The sequence below is a fragment of the Microbacterium sp. T32 genome (assembly GCF_001619615.1).
Taxonomy (GTDB): Bacteria; Actinomycetota; Actinomycetes; order Actinomycetales; family Microbacteriaceae; genus Microbacterium.
On the sequence record NZ_LQQP01000007.1, the window covers coordinates 1 to 16,853 of the forward strand.

At 66.8% G+C, this 16,853-nt stretch carries 20 protein-coding genes; 7 read left to right on the forward strand and 13 right to left on the reverse strand.

The features are described 5' to 3' along the window. Both AVW09_RS03205 and AVW09_RS03210 read right to left on the reverse strand, forming a co-directional pair. Positions 1-275 (reverse strand): arsenate-mycothiol transferase ArsC (locus tag AVW09_RS03205; protein ID WP_063256639.1); only part of this gene is annotated, 275 nt, incomplete at its 3' end. Positions 276-295: 20 nt separating this feature from the next. After that, complete coding sequence (locus tag AVW09_RS03210; RefSeq protein ID WP_063256640.1) at positions 296-970, reverse strand: arsenate reductase/protein-tyrosine-phosphatase family protein; 675 nt, start codon at positions 968-970, stop codon at positions 296-298. Positions 971-1,018: 48 nt separating this feature from the next. On the opposite strand from AVW09_RS03210, the gene AVW09_RS03215 reads away from it, so the two are divergent. Beyond that, on the forward strand, positions 1,019-1,780 hold the full coding sequence (locus tag AVW09_RS03215; RefSeq protein ID WP_063256641.1) for an aquaporin: 762 nt from the start codon (positions 1,019-1,021) through the stop codon (positions 1,778-1,780). 10 nt (positions 1,781-1,790) lie between these two features. Continuing rightward, positions 1,791-3,170 (forward strand): FAD-dependent oxidoreductase, encoded by a 1,380-nt coding sequence (locus AVW09_RS03220; RefSeq protein ID WP_063256642.1) that lies wholly within the window; start codon positions 1,791-1,793, stop codon positions 3,168-3,170. Between the two features lie 49 nt (positions 3,171-3,219). Here the strand turns inward: AVW09_RS03220 and AVW09_RS03225 are convergent, their stop codons facing one another. From AVW09_RS03225 to AVW09_RS17530, 4 genes are all read right to left on the reverse strand, one after another. Further along, positions 3,220-3,810 carry a DsbA family protein gene (locus tag AVW09_RS03225; RefSeq protein ID WP_331709246.1) on the reverse strand — a complete coding sequence of 197 codons (591 nt, stop codon included), beginning with the start codon at positions 3,808-3,810 and terminating at the stop codon, positions 3,220-3,222. A gap of 3 nt (positions 3,811-3,813) precedes the next feature. Beyond that, positions 3,814-4,488, reverse strand: coding sequence for a cation diffusion facilitator family transporter (locus AVW09_RS03230; protein ID WP_063256643.1), 675 nt, complete (start codon positions 4,486-4,488; stop codon positions 3,814-3,816). Next, positions 4,485-4,829: an ArsR/SmtB family transcription factor gene (locus tag AVW09_RS03235; RefSeq protein WP_063256644.1), complete on the reverse strand. Its 345-nt coding sequence runs from the start codon at positions 4,827-4,829 to the stop codon at positions 4,485-4,487. The genes AVW09_RS03230 and AVW09_RS03235 overlap by 4 nt, the downstream gene beginning before the upstream one ends. Before the next feature lie 138 nt (positions 4,830-4,967). Continuing rightward, positions 4,968-5,390 (reverse strand): helix-turn-helix domain-containing protein, encoded by a 423-nt coding sequence (locus AVW09_RS17530; protein ID WP_156495946.1) that lies wholly within the window; start codon positions 5,388-5,390, stop codon positions 4,968-4,970. A gap of 507 nt (positions 5,391-5,897) precedes the next feature. Between AVW09_RS17530 and AVW09_RS17535 the strand changes: the two genes are divergently transcribed. Together AVW09_RS17535 and AVW09_RS03245 are read left to right on the forward strand one after the other, a co-directional pair. After that, entirely contained in the window at positions 5,898-6,443 is a 546-nt protein-coding gene (locus AVW09_RS17535; RefSeq protein WP_156495947.1) for a hypothetical protein, read from the forward strand. A gap of 537 nt (positions 6,444-6,980) precedes the next feature. Continuing rightward, a complete protein-coding gene (locus tag AVW09_RS03245; RefSeq protein ID WP_063256646.1) occupies positions 6,981-8,195 on the forward strand; it encodes a hypothetical protein in 1,215 nt (404 codons plus the stop codon). A gap of 54 nt (positions 8,196-8,249) precedes the next feature. Here AVW09_RS03245 and AVW09_RS18420 read toward each other — a convergent pair whose 3' ends face one another. The 6 genes from AVW09_RS18420 to AVW09_RS03270 form a co-directional block, all read right to left on the reverse strand. Next, positions 8,250-8,375, reverse strand: a complete 126-nt coding sequence (locus AVW09_RS18420) for a helix-turn-helix domain-containing protein (protein ID WP_442922731.1) — start codon at positions 8,373-8,375, stop codon at positions 8,250-8,252. A 428-nt stretch (positions 8,376-8,803) separates the two neighbouring features. Next, positions 8,804-9,304 carry a hypothetical protein gene (locus AVW09_RS03250; protein WP_063256647.1) on the reverse strand — a complete coding sequence of 167 codons (501 nt, stop codon included), beginning with the start codon at positions 9,302-9,304 and terminating at the stop codon, positions 8,804-8,806. Beyond that, positions 9,297-9,878 carry an NADPH-dependent FMN reductase gene (locus AVW09_RS03255; RefSeq protein ID WP_063256648.1) on the reverse strand — a complete coding sequence of 194 codons (582 nt, stop codon included), beginning with the start codon at positions 9,876-9,878 and terminating at the stop codon, positions 9,297-9,299. The genes AVW09_RS03250 and AVW09_RS03255 overlap by 8 nt, the downstream gene beginning before the upstream one ends. A gap of 13 nt (positions 9,879-9,891) precedes the next feature. After that, positions 9,892-10,611: an alpha/beta fold hydrolase gene (locus tag AVW09_RS03260; protein ID WP_063256649.1), complete on the reverse strand. Its 720-nt coding sequence runs from the start codon at positions 10,609-10,611 to the stop codon at positions 9,892-9,894. After that, positions 10,608-11,780 carry an FAD-dependent oxidoreductase gene (locus tag AVW09_RS03265; protein ID WP_063256650.1) on the reverse strand — a complete coding sequence of 391 codons (1,173 nt, stop codon included), beginning with the start codon at positions 11,778-11,780 and terminating at the stop codon, positions 10,608-10,610. Before AVW09_RS03265 ends, AVW09_RS03260 begins: the two co-directional genes overlap by 4 nt. A gap of 63 nt (positions 11,781-11,843) precedes the next feature. Then, positions 11,844-12,539, reverse strand: a complete 696-nt coding sequence (locus tag AVW09_RS03270; protein WP_063256651.1) for a TetR/AcrR family transcriptional regulator — start codon at positions 12,537-12,539, stop codon at positions 11,844-11,846. Between the two features lie 114 nt (positions 12,540-12,653). Between AVW09_RS03270 and AVW09_RS03275 the strand changes: the two genes are divergently transcribed. Next, entirely contained in the window at positions 12,654-14,072 is a 1,419-nt protein-coding gene (locus AVW09_RS03275; protein WP_156495948.1) for an MDR family MFS transporter, read from the forward strand. Between the two features lie 52 nt (positions 14,073-14,124). Here AVW09_RS03275 and AVW09_RS03280 read toward each other — a convergent pair whose 3' ends face one another. Further along, entirely contained in the window at positions 14,125-14,832 is a 708-nt protein-coding gene (locus AVW09_RS03280; RefSeq protein WP_082822794.1) for a TetR/AcrR family transcriptional regulator, read from the reverse strand. A 116-nt stretch (positions 14,833-14,948) separates the two neighbouring features. Between AVW09_RS03280 and AVW09_RS03285 the strand changes: the two genes are divergently transcribed. Both AVW09_RS03285 and AVW09_RS03290 read left to right on the forward strand, forming a co-directional pair. Next, positions 14,949-16,013 carry a Gfo/Idh/MocA family protein gene (locus AVW09_RS03285; protein ID WP_231901757.1) on the forward strand — a complete coding sequence of 355 codons (1,065 nt, stop codon included), beginning with the start codon at positions 14,949-14,951 and terminating at the stop codon, positions 16,011-16,013. Beyond that, positions 16,010-16,810 (forward strand): hypothetical protein, encoded by an 801-nt coding sequence (locus tag AVW09_RS03290; RefSeq protein ID WP_063256654.1) that lies wholly within the window; start codon positions 16,010-16,012, stop codon positions 16,808-16,810. The genes AVW09_RS03285 and AVW09_RS03290 overlap by 4 nt, the downstream gene beginning before the upstream one ends. The last annotated feature ends 43 nt before the right edge of the window (positions 16,811-16,853 follow it).

Consider the following 16,853-nt stretch of genomic DNA (forward strand, 5'->3'; position numbering starts at 1 on the left):
GACGGCAGATCGAGGCCGGGTTTCATCAAGACCACGACGTCCGCCGTATCGAGGTCTTCGCTGGTGACTGCACGGGGCACCCGGTCGGTGATGTCCATACCGAGTTCAGCAACCGTCGCAGCTACGGCGGGGTTCACTTCGCCCGCGGGCGACAGTCCCGCCGATGTCGCGGTGAACCGGTCGCCGGCCAGGTGCTCCAAGAGCGCGGCGCCAAGCTGGGAGCGGCCGGCGTTGTGCTGGCAGATGAACAGGACGGTCGGGGTGGTGTCAGTCACGGGTTCTCTTTCTGGGAGGGTCAGATGGCAGCGAGCCGGGGAGCGAGTTCTTTGATGCGGCGTTCCAGCTCGTCGTAGGCGGTGTCGAAGGCGTCGTCGGTGCCGACGCGGACCGGGTCCGGGATCGACCAGTGCAGATGCCCGGTCACGCCGAGTTCTTCGTGCGCGTTGTCGCACACGGTGACCACGAAGTCCGAACCGGTCAGCACCGTCTTCAGCGCTCGCGGCGCTTTATCGGGAAGGTCGAGCGCGTGACGGTCCGCCGCGGCGATCGCGGCGGGATCGATCCGGTCTGCGGGGTGTGTGCCGCCAGACGCGGCAGGGATGCTGCTGCGAGTCGACCACAGCGCCGCTGCTAACTGCGATCTGGCCGAGTTCGCCGTGCACACGAACACCACCCGGCTCGCCCGCTCCACGCGACCGGGAGTGAGGCCCTGCAACGCGGTGTCAGTCAGATGGACGTAGCTGCGTCGTTTGTCCGCTTCCGACCGGGACCGGGCCACCATGCCCGCCGCATCCAGCACGTTCAGGTGATGCGCCACCAGGTTTCCCGGCATGCCCAGAGCGGTCTGAATCTCCGATGGCGACAGATCACCGAGCGTCAGGAGGTCAACAATCCGCAGGCGTGACGGGTCGCCCAACGCCGCGTGCCGAGCGGCCCGCGCCTCCACCGTGTCGATTCGTTCAGTGTTCATTGATTCAATCTTGACTGATTCACCTTGCTCGGGTCAAGATGAGCCGACATGAAAACCACCACCCGCTCTCACCCGTCTGCGACTCGGCCGAACGTGCTGCGCCGTGCCGCTGCCGAGTTCGTCGGAACTGGGCTGCTCGTCGCTGTCGTCGTCGGATCGGGGATCGCCGCGCAGCGGCTCTCCCCGGACGATGTGGGGTTGCAGCTGCTCGAGAACAGCCTGACCACAGCCCTCGGCCTGACGGTTCTGATCCTGATGCTCGGGCCGGTGTCGGGAGCGCACTTCAACCCCGTGGTGTCGCTTGCGGACTGGCTGCTCGGGCGCCGCGAGAGAACTGGTCTGCCGCTGCGCGACCTCACCCCGTACCTGGCCGCACAGGTTCTCGGCGGCACCGCCGGAACCCTCCTCGCCGGGGTGATGTTCGACACCGCGCCCGCGCTCTCCAGCAACGACCGCGCGACCGGCGGGCACCTGGTCGGGGAAGTGGTCGCCACCGCCGGGCTCGTGCTGCTGATCTTCGCCCTCGCCCGCACCGGGAAAGGCTCGGTGACCGCGGCCGCGGTCGGGGCCTACATCGGAGCCGCGTACTGGTTCACCAGCTCCACATCGTTCGCCAACCCCGCCGTGACCATCGCCCGCATGTTCACCGACACGTTCGCCGGCATCGCGCCCGCTGCCGTGGCACCGTTCATCCTCGCCCAGCTCGTCGGCGCCGCTCTCGGGCTCGCGCTGCTGCTCGTCTTCTACCCGACCGCCGCCCACACCGCAGGCGACGTCGTGGTGCCCACGCAACCCGAAACCACGTCCTGAAAGGCACACCATGCACCTCGTAGCGATCGGCGGAAGCGACGCCGGAATCTCCACCGCCCTGCGTGCCCGCGAGCTCGACCCCTCCGTCGACGTCACCGTCGTCGTGGCCGACGCCTACCCGAACTTCTCCATCTGCGGCATCCCGTACTACTTCTCCCGCGACGTGCAGCCCTGGCAATCCCTCGCCCACCGCACACACGCCGACCTCGAAGCAACCGGCATGAACCTGCGCCTGGACACCCTCGCCACCAGCATCGACGTCGGCGGCCACAGACTCACCGTCCGCGACGCCGCCGGTACTGAATCCACGATTGCCTACGACGCCCTGATGGTCGGCACCGGAGCATCCCCGTCCACTGCTGGCATCGCCGGGCTCGACCAGGTCGGCCCGGACGACGGCGTGCACCTGCTGCACTCGATGGGCGACACCTTCGCGCTGGAGCGCTACCTCGACGAGCACCAGCCTGAAACCGCGATCATCGTCGGCGCAGGCTACGTCGGCCTGGAGATGGCCGAAGCTCTCACCGTCCGCGGCCTTCACGTCACGCAGCTCCAACGGGGGCCCGAGGTGCTCTCCACCCTCGACCCTGAACTCGGCTCCCTCGTCCGCGACGAACTCACCCGCCACGGCGTGGACGTGCTCACCGGAACCCGCATCGAAGCCGTCACCCGCGACGCGGGCCAGCTCACCGTGACCGGCACCCGCGACGGTGACGCTTTCTCCCGCAGCGCCGACGTCGTGCTCGTGGTCGTGGGTGTGCGCCCCAACACCAGCCTCCTCACCGCGGCCGGCGCAACCACGGGGGCCGGTGGCGCGGTCGTCGTCGACGAGCACATGCGCACCGGCCTGCCGAACGTGTGGGCAGCCGGAGACGGCGTCGTCACCCACCACCGCCTCCTCGGCGTCACCTACCTGCCCCTCGGCACCACCTCACACAAGCAAGGCCGGGTCGCCGGAGAGAACGCGATCGGCGGCGACGCCCGATTCGCCGGGAGCCTTGGTACCCAGGTGGTGAAAGTCTTCGACGTCGTAGCCGCCCGCACCGGCCTCCGTGACCACGAAGCCGCCGCCGCGGACTACGCCCCGCACAGCTACAGCGCCGTTGCGGACGACCACAAGCGCTACTACCCCGGAGCCACCCCTATCAGCATCCGCATCACCGGAGACACCCGCGACGGCCGCCTCCTCGGCGCGCAGCTCGTCGGCACCCGCGGAGCCGAAATCTCCAAGCGCGTCGACACCTACGCCACCGCCCTGCACCACCGCATGACCGTCGCCGGAATGAGCGACCTCGACCTCTCGTACACCCCGCCGCTGGGCTCGCCGTGGGACGCCGTGCAAATGGCGACACAGGCGTGGGAGCGGGAGGTTCGGTCGGTCGTCGTCTAGCCGCGCAGAGCCGACCCGATCGCTGTATCCAGGTCGTTCCACCGCTCAATCACGAGCGGTTCGCCATCGACGAAAAAGGTCGGGGTGCTGCCGACCCCCAACGTGCGCCCTTCTCAAAGTCGGAGCGCACTCTCTCTTCGGTCATCGGGTCGCTGACCGCTGCGTCGTACGCGGACATGTTGAGCCCGAGCTGCTCGGCGTAGTCCCGGAACACGGCGGCGCGAGATTCCTGGGCTTCGCCCCACGCTTCTTGTGTCTCGAACAGTCGGTGATACATGTCCTCGAAGCGGCCTTGCCGGGCGGCGGCTTCGGCGGCGACCGCAGCATGGGTGGCGTTGAAGTGCCCCGGGAGCGGGAAATACCGCACCGCATAGGTGATGCGACCGGCGTACTTCTCGCGCAGCTCCTCGACAACCGGATAGTACGCGCCGCACGCCTCGCACTCGAAGTCCAGGAACTCCACGACGGTCACGGCATCGGCGCCGCCGTCGTCGAGTACGTGCGAGTCCGATCGGACGACGCTGGCCGATGCGGGATCGGGTGCCTGTGCGCGATTGATGAGGAAGTAGACCAGGCCAGCGAGAACGACAACGACCAGAACGGTAGCCGCTGCAATCAGCGGCTTGGCGTTAGCCCTCACGGCTCAATGCTCGTGGTGGACGTGCTCGTGCTCATCCTCCAAAAGCATTCCGACCGAGGTGGCGCAGGCGTCGCCTCTCCACGCCTCGACACCCTCGCGGATCGCGAAGGCGGCGATGATCAGGCCAGCGATCGCGTCGGCCCACCACCAGTCGAACAGGCTGTTGACGACGAGGCCGACGAGCACCGCGGCGGACAGGTACGTGCAGATGAGGGTCTGCTTGGAGTCGGCAACGGCGGTTGCCGATCCCAGCTCGCGGCCTGCTCGGCGTTCGGCCAGAGACAGGAACGGCATGATGACGACGCTCAGCGCGGTGAGCACGATGCCGACCGTGGAGTGCTGCACGTCGACCTGACCCATCAGGGCCAGCACCGACGTTGCGGTGACGTAGGTGGCGAGGGCGAAGAAGGCCACGGCGATGACACGCAACGTGCCTTTCTCCCACCGTTCGGGATCGCGGCGGGTGAACTGCCAGGCGACAGCCGCCGCGGAAAGAACCTCGATCGTGGAGTCCAGCCCGAAACCGATCAGTGCAGCCGAGGAGGCGACGGTGCCGGCGGTGATTGCGACGACGGCCTCAACGAGGTTGTAGGCGATCGTTGCGGTGACGATCCACTTGATGCGCTGTTGGAGAGCGTGCCGGCGGTCGTCTGTGGGGCGAGGGCTGGTGGTGGTCATGCGCAGGTGCAGCTTTCTCCGGCGCAGCAGCCCGGTTCGACATAGAGCACGACGCGCAGCAGCTCATCGAGGGCGGGAGTGAGGTGCGAGTCAGCGAGGCGGTACCAGGTGCGTCGACCGTCCGGTACGGCCTCCACGAGCCCGCACCCTCGAAGGCACGCCAACTGGTTCGACATAACCTGTCGTGAGACCCCGAGGGCGTCGGCCAGATCTGAGGGGTACGCCGGGGCCTCTCGCAGTGCGAGCAGCACGCCAGCTCGCGTCGGGTCGGAGAGAGCGTGGCCGAGGCGGGCGAGCGCAGCGGTGTGCGTCACCGAGGCCGTGAGAGTCGCGGAAGGCATGCGGCGATATTACACGTTTCCCTGAATTAAGAATCCTGTGTACTCAGGGTTGTGCGAGCCGATCGGTTTTGGCCCGGTCGCGGCGCCGCGGTGGGCTCGCACCAACCCACTTGTACATTTGCCTCCTCGGGCCGCAGGTCAAGGTTCACCTCTCCCGACGAGGTGGCTTCCATCTTTGTAACTGCCGCCACGTGGGCGTAGCTGAACCCCTACCTTGATCAGCCGCTGCCGGACGTTGTTGTAGCTGGTGTCGAGACGGGTTGCGATGGCGGCGATCGGGTGGCCGTGCTCGTACAGCGTTCGTGCGACCTCGACCTGATTGTCCGTGAGTGGCTGGCGGCGCAGTGCCACCCCCTCGTCTCGGAGTAGTCGGAGGATGCCTGTCTTAGAGAGTCCGTAGGTGTCGCAGAGACTCGGTGTCGTCGCACCCGATTCGTACTCGGCGGCGATTTGCTTGACCAGGGTCGGTTCGAGACGCCGACGAAGCGATCGACTCACCTGCTCGACCAGTGCAGAGGTGGCGAAATTCGGCGTCAGATCAGCCAATTTCTGCAGTTCCACCAGGGGCGGCGGCAGCAGGACCGATTTATTCGAGTAGCGGTGTACCGGCTCTACTTCTGGGACGGGTTAGCTGTCTTACTCGAACAATTCCCATACCGTTGCACGGGTTTGGGCAGGGCCCCGCAGCTCGCCGAGTCCACCTGTGAATGGCCTTTTGGTCCGGCCGTGTGGCGCACTCCGGGATGGCTTGCTACAAGCTGGGCTCGCGCTGACGTGGAGCCGTCCGAGCCGCGTGGGGCGTGAGTGCGACTTGATCTGCCTGCTGGTGAACCCGGAACACGTCACCTGTCTCGCTACGGGCGAAGGGCTGCGGTTTCTAAGTCGCGTCAGCCCCTCGCACCTGGGACCCTGGCCATCGGTACGGCCGACGCCGACGACTCAGGCTCGGTCAACGAGACGACCGGGTGGCACGACTCCGCTCAGAAGCTCGCCGAAACAGCAGGAACGAGTCTTCTGATCGAAATGGGCGCGCGACTGTACGTACCCGCGCTCGGACGATTCCTGCAGGTGGACCCCGTCGAGGGCGGCGTCGACAACGACTATGTCTGGCCCACCGACCCCATCGGCCGGAACGACCTCAGCGGCCGTGCTTGGTGGGACGACGTGACCGCAGGCATTGGAAGCGCTATGGGCGTCGCTGCCAAGTGGGTCTGGGACAACAGGCTAATGCTGGCGCACACCGCTGTGGGTATTGCGGCAGGCGTGCTGACCGTGGCGGCGACAGTCGCTGTCTGTGCTGGGACTGTCGCCGTAGGATGCGTGTTCGCCGCCGGAGCTGCATTCGGGCTCTTGACGAATGTGGTACCCCACTTCGTCCTGGACCGCGCCATGGGCCACCGGACTACAGCAAGGGAAGCGATTAGCTATGTCGTGGCGGCGCCGATTCGCGGAGCAACTGGCGTGCCGTTGCGGGAGATCCAACGAAAGGCTCTGAGCGCTGCTATAGATGCGGTGAGGTCAGTCCTTGGGTCGCTTACCGGCGCCGTCAAGTCCGGCGCCAGCGCTGCGTACCGCGCGGTACGATCTCTCAAAGGAGGGTGGCGTGCATTTTGAGTGACGACTACAAGAAATTCTTCGCGGGTTTCTCCAGGAGACGCGCTCTGTTCTGGTACTTCTGCCTAGGCGTGTCTTCGGTCCTACTCACGTTCTACTACTTGGCCGGCAATTACTATTGGATCTGGATCCTTTCGGTACCGCTCATTATGATCCTTGCAAACGGTGAGTTGATCCGGTTCATGCGCTCGAAGGCCGCCAAACGGGCAGGTGGTCTCGAAGGGCGAGACTGAGTCAGCCGAGGCCAATCGGTTTCGTGTCTACCTGCGCCTAACCACGAGTGCCCGGGCGACAGGGCCGGACTTCCGCACACCTATCCGTGTCCAGATACCTCCCAGGTGGAAGAATTAGCTCGGAAAGCGCCACTGTCAGCGAAACTGTTTCGGGGGTTCGGGCCACAAGGCTAACCCCTTGCGGCCCACTGGGCCAACCCGGGTCGACAGTTGGCGGATGCCCAGTATTTCATTTGCTGGGGGCCCTCATGCGAGGAGGCATATTGCCGGGAGGTGGCTTCGGGATGCTCGAGATGATGCTGCGATGAGCACGCCTACCGACGGTGAAATGATCTCGCTTGAGTCCCTGGTCTTGAGGCTGCGTGGACTTCCGGAGAGCGTCATCGAACTCCTCTGGGATCCGTTTGAGATTCCCAGTCAGGATTTTGGTGGAATCGTGATGCGCCTCCCAGACGGGTGGACCCCCGAAGGTTCTCCCTCACTCAACGAGGTGCGGCTCGCGGCGCGAATGGGCGTAGGGGTCGCGTGGGGCTCCTACTTCGATCTCGAGTGGCTCTCTTCTGATATCCGCTACATCACCGCGCTCATGTGCTCTCCGACGGCTGAACAGACGGGCCACCTCGAACGAATTGAGGAGGCCTCGTCGCTGAGGTGCCTCATGACACCGTTCGTCGGTGTTGAAGGTGTAATCAATATCTCCCACTTGACCGAGCTCAGAAAGCTCGTCACCGGTCAGGACGCCTTCCTCAGCGGATTTGGGCTGCCGCACCTGAAGGATCTGCACTACATGGGGGAGAGTTTGCCTGACGGCATTCGCACGGGGCCCGCCCTGACATACGCCGTCCTCGATATCGCCCGGTTTGACGCGAAAGCACTGGAGAACTCCAAAGGGCTGCGACGACTCCAGATCGAGCGGGCTCGCCACGTCGATCTGAACGATCTGGTGGGATTTACGGACCTGCAGAACGTGAGCTTGCGGATGTGCAAGCGCGTCTCGGGTGTCGAAGCGCTCCGACACCTCCCCTCCTTGGAGGAGGTGCAGATGGCTTTCGTCACGCAGCTCGAGGAGCCGGAGCGACTGCTGGACTTCTCGCACGGTCGCGTGAACGCGGTGGGGACTCCCGGGCTCACCCTCGAACTGGTTCAGGAGGCGAAGGCGCTCGGGCGATCGTGGTCGGTGAGCCCGGTGGCGTCCACGCCGACGGAGATCGTCCGGGTCTCAAAGAGGTGGGAAGGGGACGGCTACGAAGTCACCTTCAACGAGTGGAACCACCTGGCCGCGGCCCTCGGCCCGGACGAGGATGATCTCCCCGCTACCGAGGATGTCGAGCGTGTTCTTCGTCGCGCGGTCGACGTGCACGGCTCTCGCGCCCTGCGTCAGTCGGTGCTGTACGACTCCGAAGCCGACGCGGTCATCGCCCTTCTGCCGAACCGTCGCAACGCGAATCGGGTGCGGGACATCTGGTTGCAGGAGCTGAACGACCCGGACATCCTGCAGCAGATGCGCCCGAAGAACTGACGATGCAGGTTTCGCATCCATCCCGGGCGAACGCTGGACGTCGTGGTGTGCAGTTCACCGGTAGCGACCGCCGCGTGCGCGTAGCTGGACTCCGTCTTTGATGAGTCGTTGCCGGACGTTGTTGTAGCTGGTGTCGAGGCGGGTTGCGATGGCGGCGATCGGATGGCCGTACTCGTACAGTCTTTGTGCGACCTTGACCTGGTCGTGGGTGAGTGGCTGGCGTCATAGCGCGATTCCCTCGTCTCGGAGCAAGCGCATGATGCCGGTCTTAGAGAGTCCGTAGGTCTCACAGAGACTCGGTGTCGTTGCGCCCGCTTCGTATTCGGTGACGATCTGTTTGACCAGGGCCGGTTCGAGACGCCGACGAATCGGTCGGCTCACCTGCTCGACTGGCGAAGCAAAGGCGACAAAATTTGGACTCAGATCAGCCAGTTTCTGCAGTTCGAACAGGGGTGGCGCCAAGAGCACCGGTTTATTCGAGTAGTGGCGTACTGGCTCTACATCTCAGACAGGTGAGCTGTCTTCCTCGAACAAGAGACCTCTCCGGAGGCAGCCCCTGCCTGGCTGCGCCTCGGAAGATCGCCCCTAATTCGTCCCCGTGAGCGCGATCATCTTTCGGGCGCGCCGCCGCCTTTCGCCCGGGCCACGCTGAGAACCTTCTCGTCGCGAAGGACAGAGAGGACAGCGTTTCCCGCCGAGAGAACCACGGCCGTGCCCACGAAGATCCATGTCGTGAACTCGGGCCAGTGCGCGATCTCGACGAACTCCCACGTTTCTTTGACAGCGATGAGGGATGCGCCGCCCGCGACGAGGAGCCAGCCCACGGCGGTACTGGAGAAGGCGAGCATCTTCCGGACGTCTTCCTCTGGGAGTTCCACGACCATCGCCCGCCGCAGACGCTCCCTCTGTGCCCGGTGGAGGATGTACGCGACGGGAGGAAGCAGCCACCACCATCCCGAGATGGGGGACGGCGGCGGAACGTCCGGCGGAAGGGAGCCGCGCCCCGACCGGCCCTGCTCGGTCAGTTCCTTGCTGGCCTGGTGGAGTGGCCCGGCGACGAGGAGCCACGCTCCGAGTGCGCCGAGTGCAGCAATGACGGCGTTATCCATCGGGCCGGTCCGACTTCCGCAGCCCGCGTAGGGCGCCGGACCACGACACCACGGCATCCAGAGTCGTGGTCAGCGCCTTCGCGCTCTGGGGCCGCGGGGTGAACGGGCCGCGGAATCCGTCCCAGTCCGCCACGGAACTCAAGGCGACCTGGGGGCCGACCGCGGCGAGCCGGAGCGAGCCCGCGACGACGCGGAGCGCCTCGACCGCGCGGACGCCGCCGTCGAAGCCGTACGAGACGAATCCCACGGCTTTATCGTTCCACTCCGCCCACACCCGGTCGAGGGCGTTCTTCACCGAGCCGGGGAACGAACGGTTGTACTCCGGCGTGACGATCACGAACCCGTCGTAGCGTCCGACGACCTCCGCCCACGCGACGGTGTGCGGCTGGGTGTAGCGCCCGGCCGCCGGCGGGATCGGTTCGTCCATGTCCGGGAGGTGGTGATCGGCGAGGTCGACGAGCTCGTACTCGGCGTCGCCTCGTTCGCGTGCTGACTCGAGCACCCACTGCGCGACGGCCTCACCGTTCCGGCCGGGGCGGGTGCTGCCGAGGATGATGGCGATCTTCAGGGTCATGAGGGTCCTCAGTTCAATCGGGTCGGTCGGTGTGGAGAACGGATGCCAGAAAGCTGTCGATCGCGGCGAACGTGGCGCCCGGCTGTTCCCGGAAGGGGACGTGCCCGGCGTCCGGGATGACGACGAAGTCCGCCCCCGGGATCGCCGCAGCGTAGCGTTCCCCGAACGCGAGATCGGCGACGCGATCGTCTGCGCCCCACACCACCCGAGTCGGGATGGAGATCCGAGGCAGTCGCGCAAGGAGGCTCTCGTCGTGCAGGCTGTCACCCCCGTAGGCGTGTAGCGCGTCGAAGACGGATGCCGCGGGTCCGCGTCCGGTCTGGGAAGCGTCGGCAGGGCGAGCGGGTGCGCTGACGGGCGCGATGCCGACCCCGTCCACGAGAACGAGCGCCGAGATGCGTCGGCCACGGTCACGGAGGGCCATCTCGCTCGCGAGCCAGCCGCCGATCGAGCTGCCGACGAGCACGACGTCGTCCGCCCCGTCGTCGTCGAGCAACTCCAGATACATCTCCGCAAGCCGGCCGATTCCGGTGAACCATGCCGGCCGCGCGCTGTCTCCCCATCCGGGGTGCGTGGGGACGAAGACCCGGTGCCGCGTGGACAGATGCCGAGCGAGAGCGTCGACGCTGTCGGGTCCGGCGCCGCCGTGCAGCACCAGAACCGTCGGGCCACTGCCCTGTTCCGACAGTGCGTAGGAGACTCCGGGGTACGGAGCGACGATGCGCGACGTCATCGCTGCTCCGCAGACCCCGACGCGATCTGTTCCTGGATCTGCTCGAACATCTCGACAAGGCCGGCGGGGGAGTCGGGGCGGAACATCATCTCCAGGCTCTCGGCCGAGTCCCGCGCGGACTCTTCCGACCGCGGGAAGAGCTCGGCTTCATAGGAGCTCAGAGCGACTTCGGTGTCGCCGACGTTGCCGGCGAGTGCGAGCGCGAGTTGCGCGCCGTCGTACATCGCGAGATTCGCGCCCTCGCCGGCGAACGGGCTCATGACGTGAGCAGCGTCGCCGAGCAGCGTGACGCCGGGCACGCGGTCCCAGCGAATGCCGACCGGAAGCGCGTTGATCCGACGGGGGGTGAGCGCGGTGTCGGCGTTCGCGACGAGCCCGCGCAGGCCCTGGCCCCATCCGTCCAGCAGTGCCAGCACGTCGTGCTTCGCCGCCGCGTCGTCGTCCCAATCGATCGTGTCGACCCACGTCTCGGGAACACGGAAGCCCAGGTAGACGTGGAGCGAGCCGTCGCTCTCCTTGTGGCCCAGGACCCCGGTGTTGCCCTGGAAAGCGAACAGCATCCCCTGTCCCATCACGTCCGCCTCGACCGGGTGAGCCGCATCGGCGTTGAAGAGGTCTGCCTCGACGAACGAGATACCGGTGTAGGCCGGCCATGCATCGGTCAGAAGTGGCCGTACCTTCGACCACGCGCCGTCCGCTCCGATCAGCAGATCGGTGGTGATCTTCTCGCCGTTGGCGAACTCGATCGCGTGCCGACCGGGTCGATCGTCGACGGGGCGGATGTCGATCGCCTTGTGCCCCCACCGCACAGTGCCTTCCGGAAGCGAGTCGATGAGCAGGTCGCGAAGCTGTCCGCGTTCGACCTCGGGACGGCTCAGCTGACCCTCGTCGAAGTCTTCATAGAGCACGGCGCCGGTGTGGTCGAGAATGCGCATCGCCTCCCCGCCCGGGTGGATGATGCGCGTGAACTCCTCCCAGAGCTGGGCGGAGCGCACCGCGAGCTGCCCGTTGTGTTCGTGGATGTCGAGCATTCCGCCCTGGACCCGGGCGTGCCGATCGACTTCGAGGTCGAAAACGGATGCTTCGATTCCGTGGACGTGGAGCACGCGTGCGGCGGTCAGGCCGCCGAGGCCCGCGCCGAGGATCGCGATGGGGTAGTGGTTCGTCATGATGTTTCTCCCTCTGCGGAAAGACCGCTGTTGCTGGCGGTCGAATCGGGTGTGGTTCAGGAATCAGTCGGCGGCCGGCGGGATCGGCGTCGCGGCGATGCCGGCGACGAGGGCGGAGACGGCCCAGGCCTGTCGCGCGCCGGGCGTCCCCCCGAGGATCGCGTCGGCGTGCGCGGCGACGTGCGGCGTCGCGTCGGGGTCGGCGGAGCGCACGGCGTGCGCGAGGGCGCCGAACTCCGCCTCGCGGTCGACGGGGGAGTCGACGTCACCGGGGCTCGGCATCCCGTGTTCGGCGGCCGACGCCGTGATGTGCTGGATGAGGATGTCTGCACCCCACGACGCCCGGTCGGCGGGGATGCCGCCTTCGAGGAGGAGCCCGAGGACCCGATCGAACAGCGCAATGGTGTTCGGTCCCGTCGGCCGGAGCGTCAATGCGGAGCGCGCCAAGCCCGGGTAGGCGAGCAGGACTTCGCCGTAGTCGTGGAGCACGGTCTGGAGCCGCGTCATCCAGGGTCCGTCCGCGTCGGCCAGGAGTGAGCCCAGGAGCTCGTCGAGGACGGCGGCGCGTAGTTCGGCGGTGTTCGCGACGTACACGTAGAGCGAGGCCGGCCCCGTGTCCAGCGCCTGGGCGACACGACGCATCGTGGCTTTCTCCAGGCCCTCGGTGCGGACGATCTCGATCGTCTGGGAAATGATCCACTCGCGGGAGAGCGCGGGCTTCGCTGGACGTTCACGTCGGCTGCGGGTCGTCTCGGTCATGTCTCCACAATAACGAACATGTTCGTTACGAACAAGTTCGTGTTACCGTTTCGACGAACATGTTCGTCACTGTGCCGGTCGGTGCAGGACGGGCCACGGACGAGAGGACCGCTCATGACTACTTCCGCACGCGCCGCCGCGCAGGAGACGCGGCACGTCGGCGTCGCCATCCTGGGGGTGATGTTCGGGCTGCTGCTCTCCATGCTCGACAACTTCATCGTCGGCACGGCGATGCCCACGATCGTGGGAGACCTCGGACGCCACGATCTGCTGTCGTGGGTGGTGACGGTCTACGCCTTGACGACGGCGATCACGACGCCGATCTGGGGAAAACTGGGCGATCTCTTCGGCCGCAAGCGGGTGTTCCACGTCGCCGTGCTGCTCTTCATCGTCGGCAGTGTGCTGGCTGCGGCGTCGCCGACGATGGAGCTCCTGATTGCCGCGCGTGCGTTCCAGGGCATCGGCGCCGGAGGGCTCGCCGTCAGCGCTTTCGCGGTGATCGGCGACCTCGTGCCCCCGCGGGAGCGCGGGCGATACCAAGGCATGACGGCCATCGTCGTGGCCGTGGGAACGATCGGAGGACCGCTGGTGGGAGGATTCATCACCGATGGTCTCGGCTGGCGGTGGGCGTTCTTCATCAACCTCCCGCTGGGCATCCTCACCATCGCGTGGACGGCGATCTTCCTCCGGCTGCCCAAGGTCACTCGCCGTGTTCGCATCGACTGGGTCGGCGCGGTGTTGATCGGGACTGCGGTGTCTGCGATCGTCCTGCTCACGACCTGGGGTGGATCGACGTTCGACTGGGTCTCGTGGCAGACGTTGCTTCTCGCCTCCGTCGCGGTGATCAGTGGCATCACGTTCACCTGGTGGGAAGGCCGTTCTCCCGAGCCCCTCATTCCGCTCCGTGTGTTCGGATCGCGCAACTTCACGATGGCGACGATCCTCGGACTGGTCTCGGGTGTCGTGATGTTCGCGGCCGTCCTCTACCTCCCGCTCTTCCAGCAATCCGTCCAGGGAGCCTCGGCCAGCGCTTCTGGCTTGCTGCTCCTGCCCATGATGATTCCCGTCGTGATCGTCTCTCAAGTCGCCGGTCGAGTCATGACGGCTACCGGCAAGTACAAGATCTTTCCGGTCATCGGGGCGGCGTCGATGGTCGTCGGAGGTCTTCTCCTCGCGACGATGACCGCTGACACGACGGCCCTCGTGACCAGTGCCTTCATGGTGTTCATCGGAATCGGATCCGGCCTCACGCAGCAGATGACCACGACCATCGCTCAGAACAGTGTCGAGCCGCGTGACATCGGTGCGGCATCGGGGGTCGTGACGCTGCTGCGGACGCTCGGCGGTTCCATCGGCGTGGCGGTGTTCGGGACGATATACACCGCGAACACGGACGGGCTGACGGGGACGGTGCTGAATGAAGGGGTTGCCGCGAGCATCCGGACGATCTTCGTCATCGTCGCCGTGGCCGCCGCTCTCAGCCTGGTTGCGGCCAGCGTGATCAAGGAGGTGCCGCTCCGGGGTCGCGCGTGACGCTCGAGCCGGCCCCGGCCGGACGTCCATCCATCGCCGGAGGGCGCGAGCGCTAGCGCGTCACTGTTGCTGAGGTGGAGCCCGTCGCCGGGGGGATGCGGTGACGGGCCAGCCACTCTGCCGTTTCGGTCCTCACCTCGTCGATGGGTGTCCCCGACCATCTCGAGATGGCGTCGTCGACGTGGGCGCAGACGAGGCCCTCGAGATCGACGCGGGGGTCGAGGATCCACTGCAGCTCGATCCCGTCCATCACCGCGATGAGGAGGCGTGCATCCCGCTCCATCTGCTCTTCGGGCATCGGCGGAATCTCGCCCGCTGCGACGGCGTGTCGGAGGTTGGTCACCATCCCGCGGAAGGTGGTCTCCTGCCGCTCCAGGATGGAGGGACGCGCCGGATGATCCTCGCGCGAGGACTCGACCGACATGGTGAGGAACAGCTCGATGAGGCCTCGCCGGGTGAGGTGATAGTGCATCAGCGCGATGTGCGAGCGGAAGAAGTCCAGGCCGTGGTAGACCGCCGTCTCCGGTGACGACTCGCGGCGCCAGTAGTCGAGGACGGCGATGAGGAGCCCCTCCTTGCTGCCGAAGTAGGAGACGAGCGTCGCCTTGGTCGTGCCGACCAGATCGGCGATCGCTTGGAGCGAGGCACCGTGGTAGCCGTACTGGCCGAAGAGCTCGGCGGCGGCCGCCACGATCTTCTTCCGGCGCTCGACACCGTTCTTGTACGGCCCGCGCACCATTGCCGCCTCGAGGTCTGTCATCGCCGGATCGCCTCCCGGACATCATCATAGGTCAGTCTTGCGCGAAACCTGTCCATGTGGTTATGCTTCACGAAACCTGACCGAGCGTACAGATTTCGAACTCAATGAGGAGTGCCATGACCCCGGCCGACGCCACGACGCGCGAGCGTCCCCTGCGAGTGGGCATCCTCGGCGCGGGACCCGTGACGCAGGCGATCCACCTCCCGACGCTCTCGCGCATGACCGACGAGTTCCGGGTGCACACGATCATGGACGTCAATCCCGCCGTGGCCGAGTCCGTCGCCGGACGAGTCGGGGCTCGCGCCACCACGAGGATCGACGACCTCCTCGACGGCGACGAGATCGATGTGGTTGCCATCTGCAGCCCGTCCGCGTTCCACGCCGAGCAGGTCATCGCGGCGTGCCGCAGCGGTGTTCGCGCCGTCCTGTGCGAGAAGCCGTTCGCCGTGACGAGCGACGAGGCCACCGCCATCGCGGACGTCTCCGCCGAGACGGGTGTCCCCATCGTGGTCGGGGCCATGCACACGTTCGATCCCGGCTGGTTGGCGTCGGAGGTCTCCTGGATGCCGCTGATCGACGAGGCGCACACGATCCGCTCCTCGATCGTCCTGCCGCTCAACGAGCGGTTCGAGGACGTCGCCACCGAGGTCGTCGAACGCCTCGCCCCCGCCGCGCGCGGCGAGCTCGACGCGGAGTCGGCCGCCCGGTCGCTGGAGGGATGGCTCATGGGGCTCGCGATCCACGATCTGCCCCTCGTCCGCCAGTTCCTCCCCGCCTTCGACGACCTCCGCGTCTCCCGAGCCGAGCTCCTGCCCGGTGGGTACGCCGTGTCCGGCAGTGCGGGCGGGCGGATCTTCGATCTCCAGGCGGCGATGACCTCCACGTGGGAACCCGACTGGACGCTGGAGGTCATCGGCGCGTCGACGGCGCTGACGCTGACCTTCACGCCCTCGTACGTCCACGGCGGATCCGCCACGGCGGAGATCCGTACCGAGGACGGTTCGCGGACCTACGGGCCGTTTCTCTCGAACGGCTACGAGGGGGAGTGGGAGTACGTCGGCAGACTCGCCCGTCGAGAAGCGGTACCGATCGACCCGCGCCATCTCATCGACGATCTCCGATTCGCCCTCGCCATCGCGGGTGACGCGGCCGACCTCGTGCGACGGGAGTACACGTCATGACCTCTCCTCTCACCGTCCGCGCCGAGCCGAAGGCATCCGCTCGGGGAGCGGTCGCCTGGTCGGTCGCCGCGCTGCCGGTGTCGCTCGCCCTTGCACCCCACGGGCGCGACGCCGATCTTCACGCGATCGACGGCGCGGAGGGATGGCCGCAGCGCGTTGCGGAAGCCGCAGAGCGCGGGGCTCGCGGGGTCCTCGTCGTCGCACCCGTCGCGGAATCCGCGGACGAGTCGGTGCTCGCGGTCGCCCGTGGGGTACCCGTGGTCCTGGATCACGGCTGGGCGTCGAGTCCCGCCATCCTCGGCGCTCGGGCGGCCCTCTCCGAGACGTCCGCACCGGTCCTCGTCGACGTCGCAGCCGCCGTGGAGCGATCGGCGGATCTCGCCGAAGGCCTTCTTTGCCAGCTGGTCGTCGCGCGGGCGCTGTTCGGACCGATCCCGAAGCCGAACCTGGTCGAGCAGGGGCCGAACGCGATCCTCGCCGTCGGACGCACGGCCTCGTCCCCCCTCACGTTCAGCGTGAACGTCGCGCCGGCGGGAGCCGCGGCAGCGACGGTCAAGGTCGTGACATCGGGCGGAGGCCTCCGTCTGCACCTGCCATCCTCGGCCAGTGCCCGGCCGGCTCTCGTGACGACGGTGGATGCCTCCGGCGCGACGCTGCAGCCGACCGTGTGGGAGTCCCCGCACCGCGCCTCGTGGCGGCGGCTCGCCCGAGCCGTCCGGGCCCGCGAGGTCACCGACGACCTCGCCGACTTCTCCGAGGTCGTCGCCCTCCTGGGCGAACCGTCCTACAACCGGTGATCACCCGATCGCCGATCTTCCACACCACCCGACAGATCAAGGA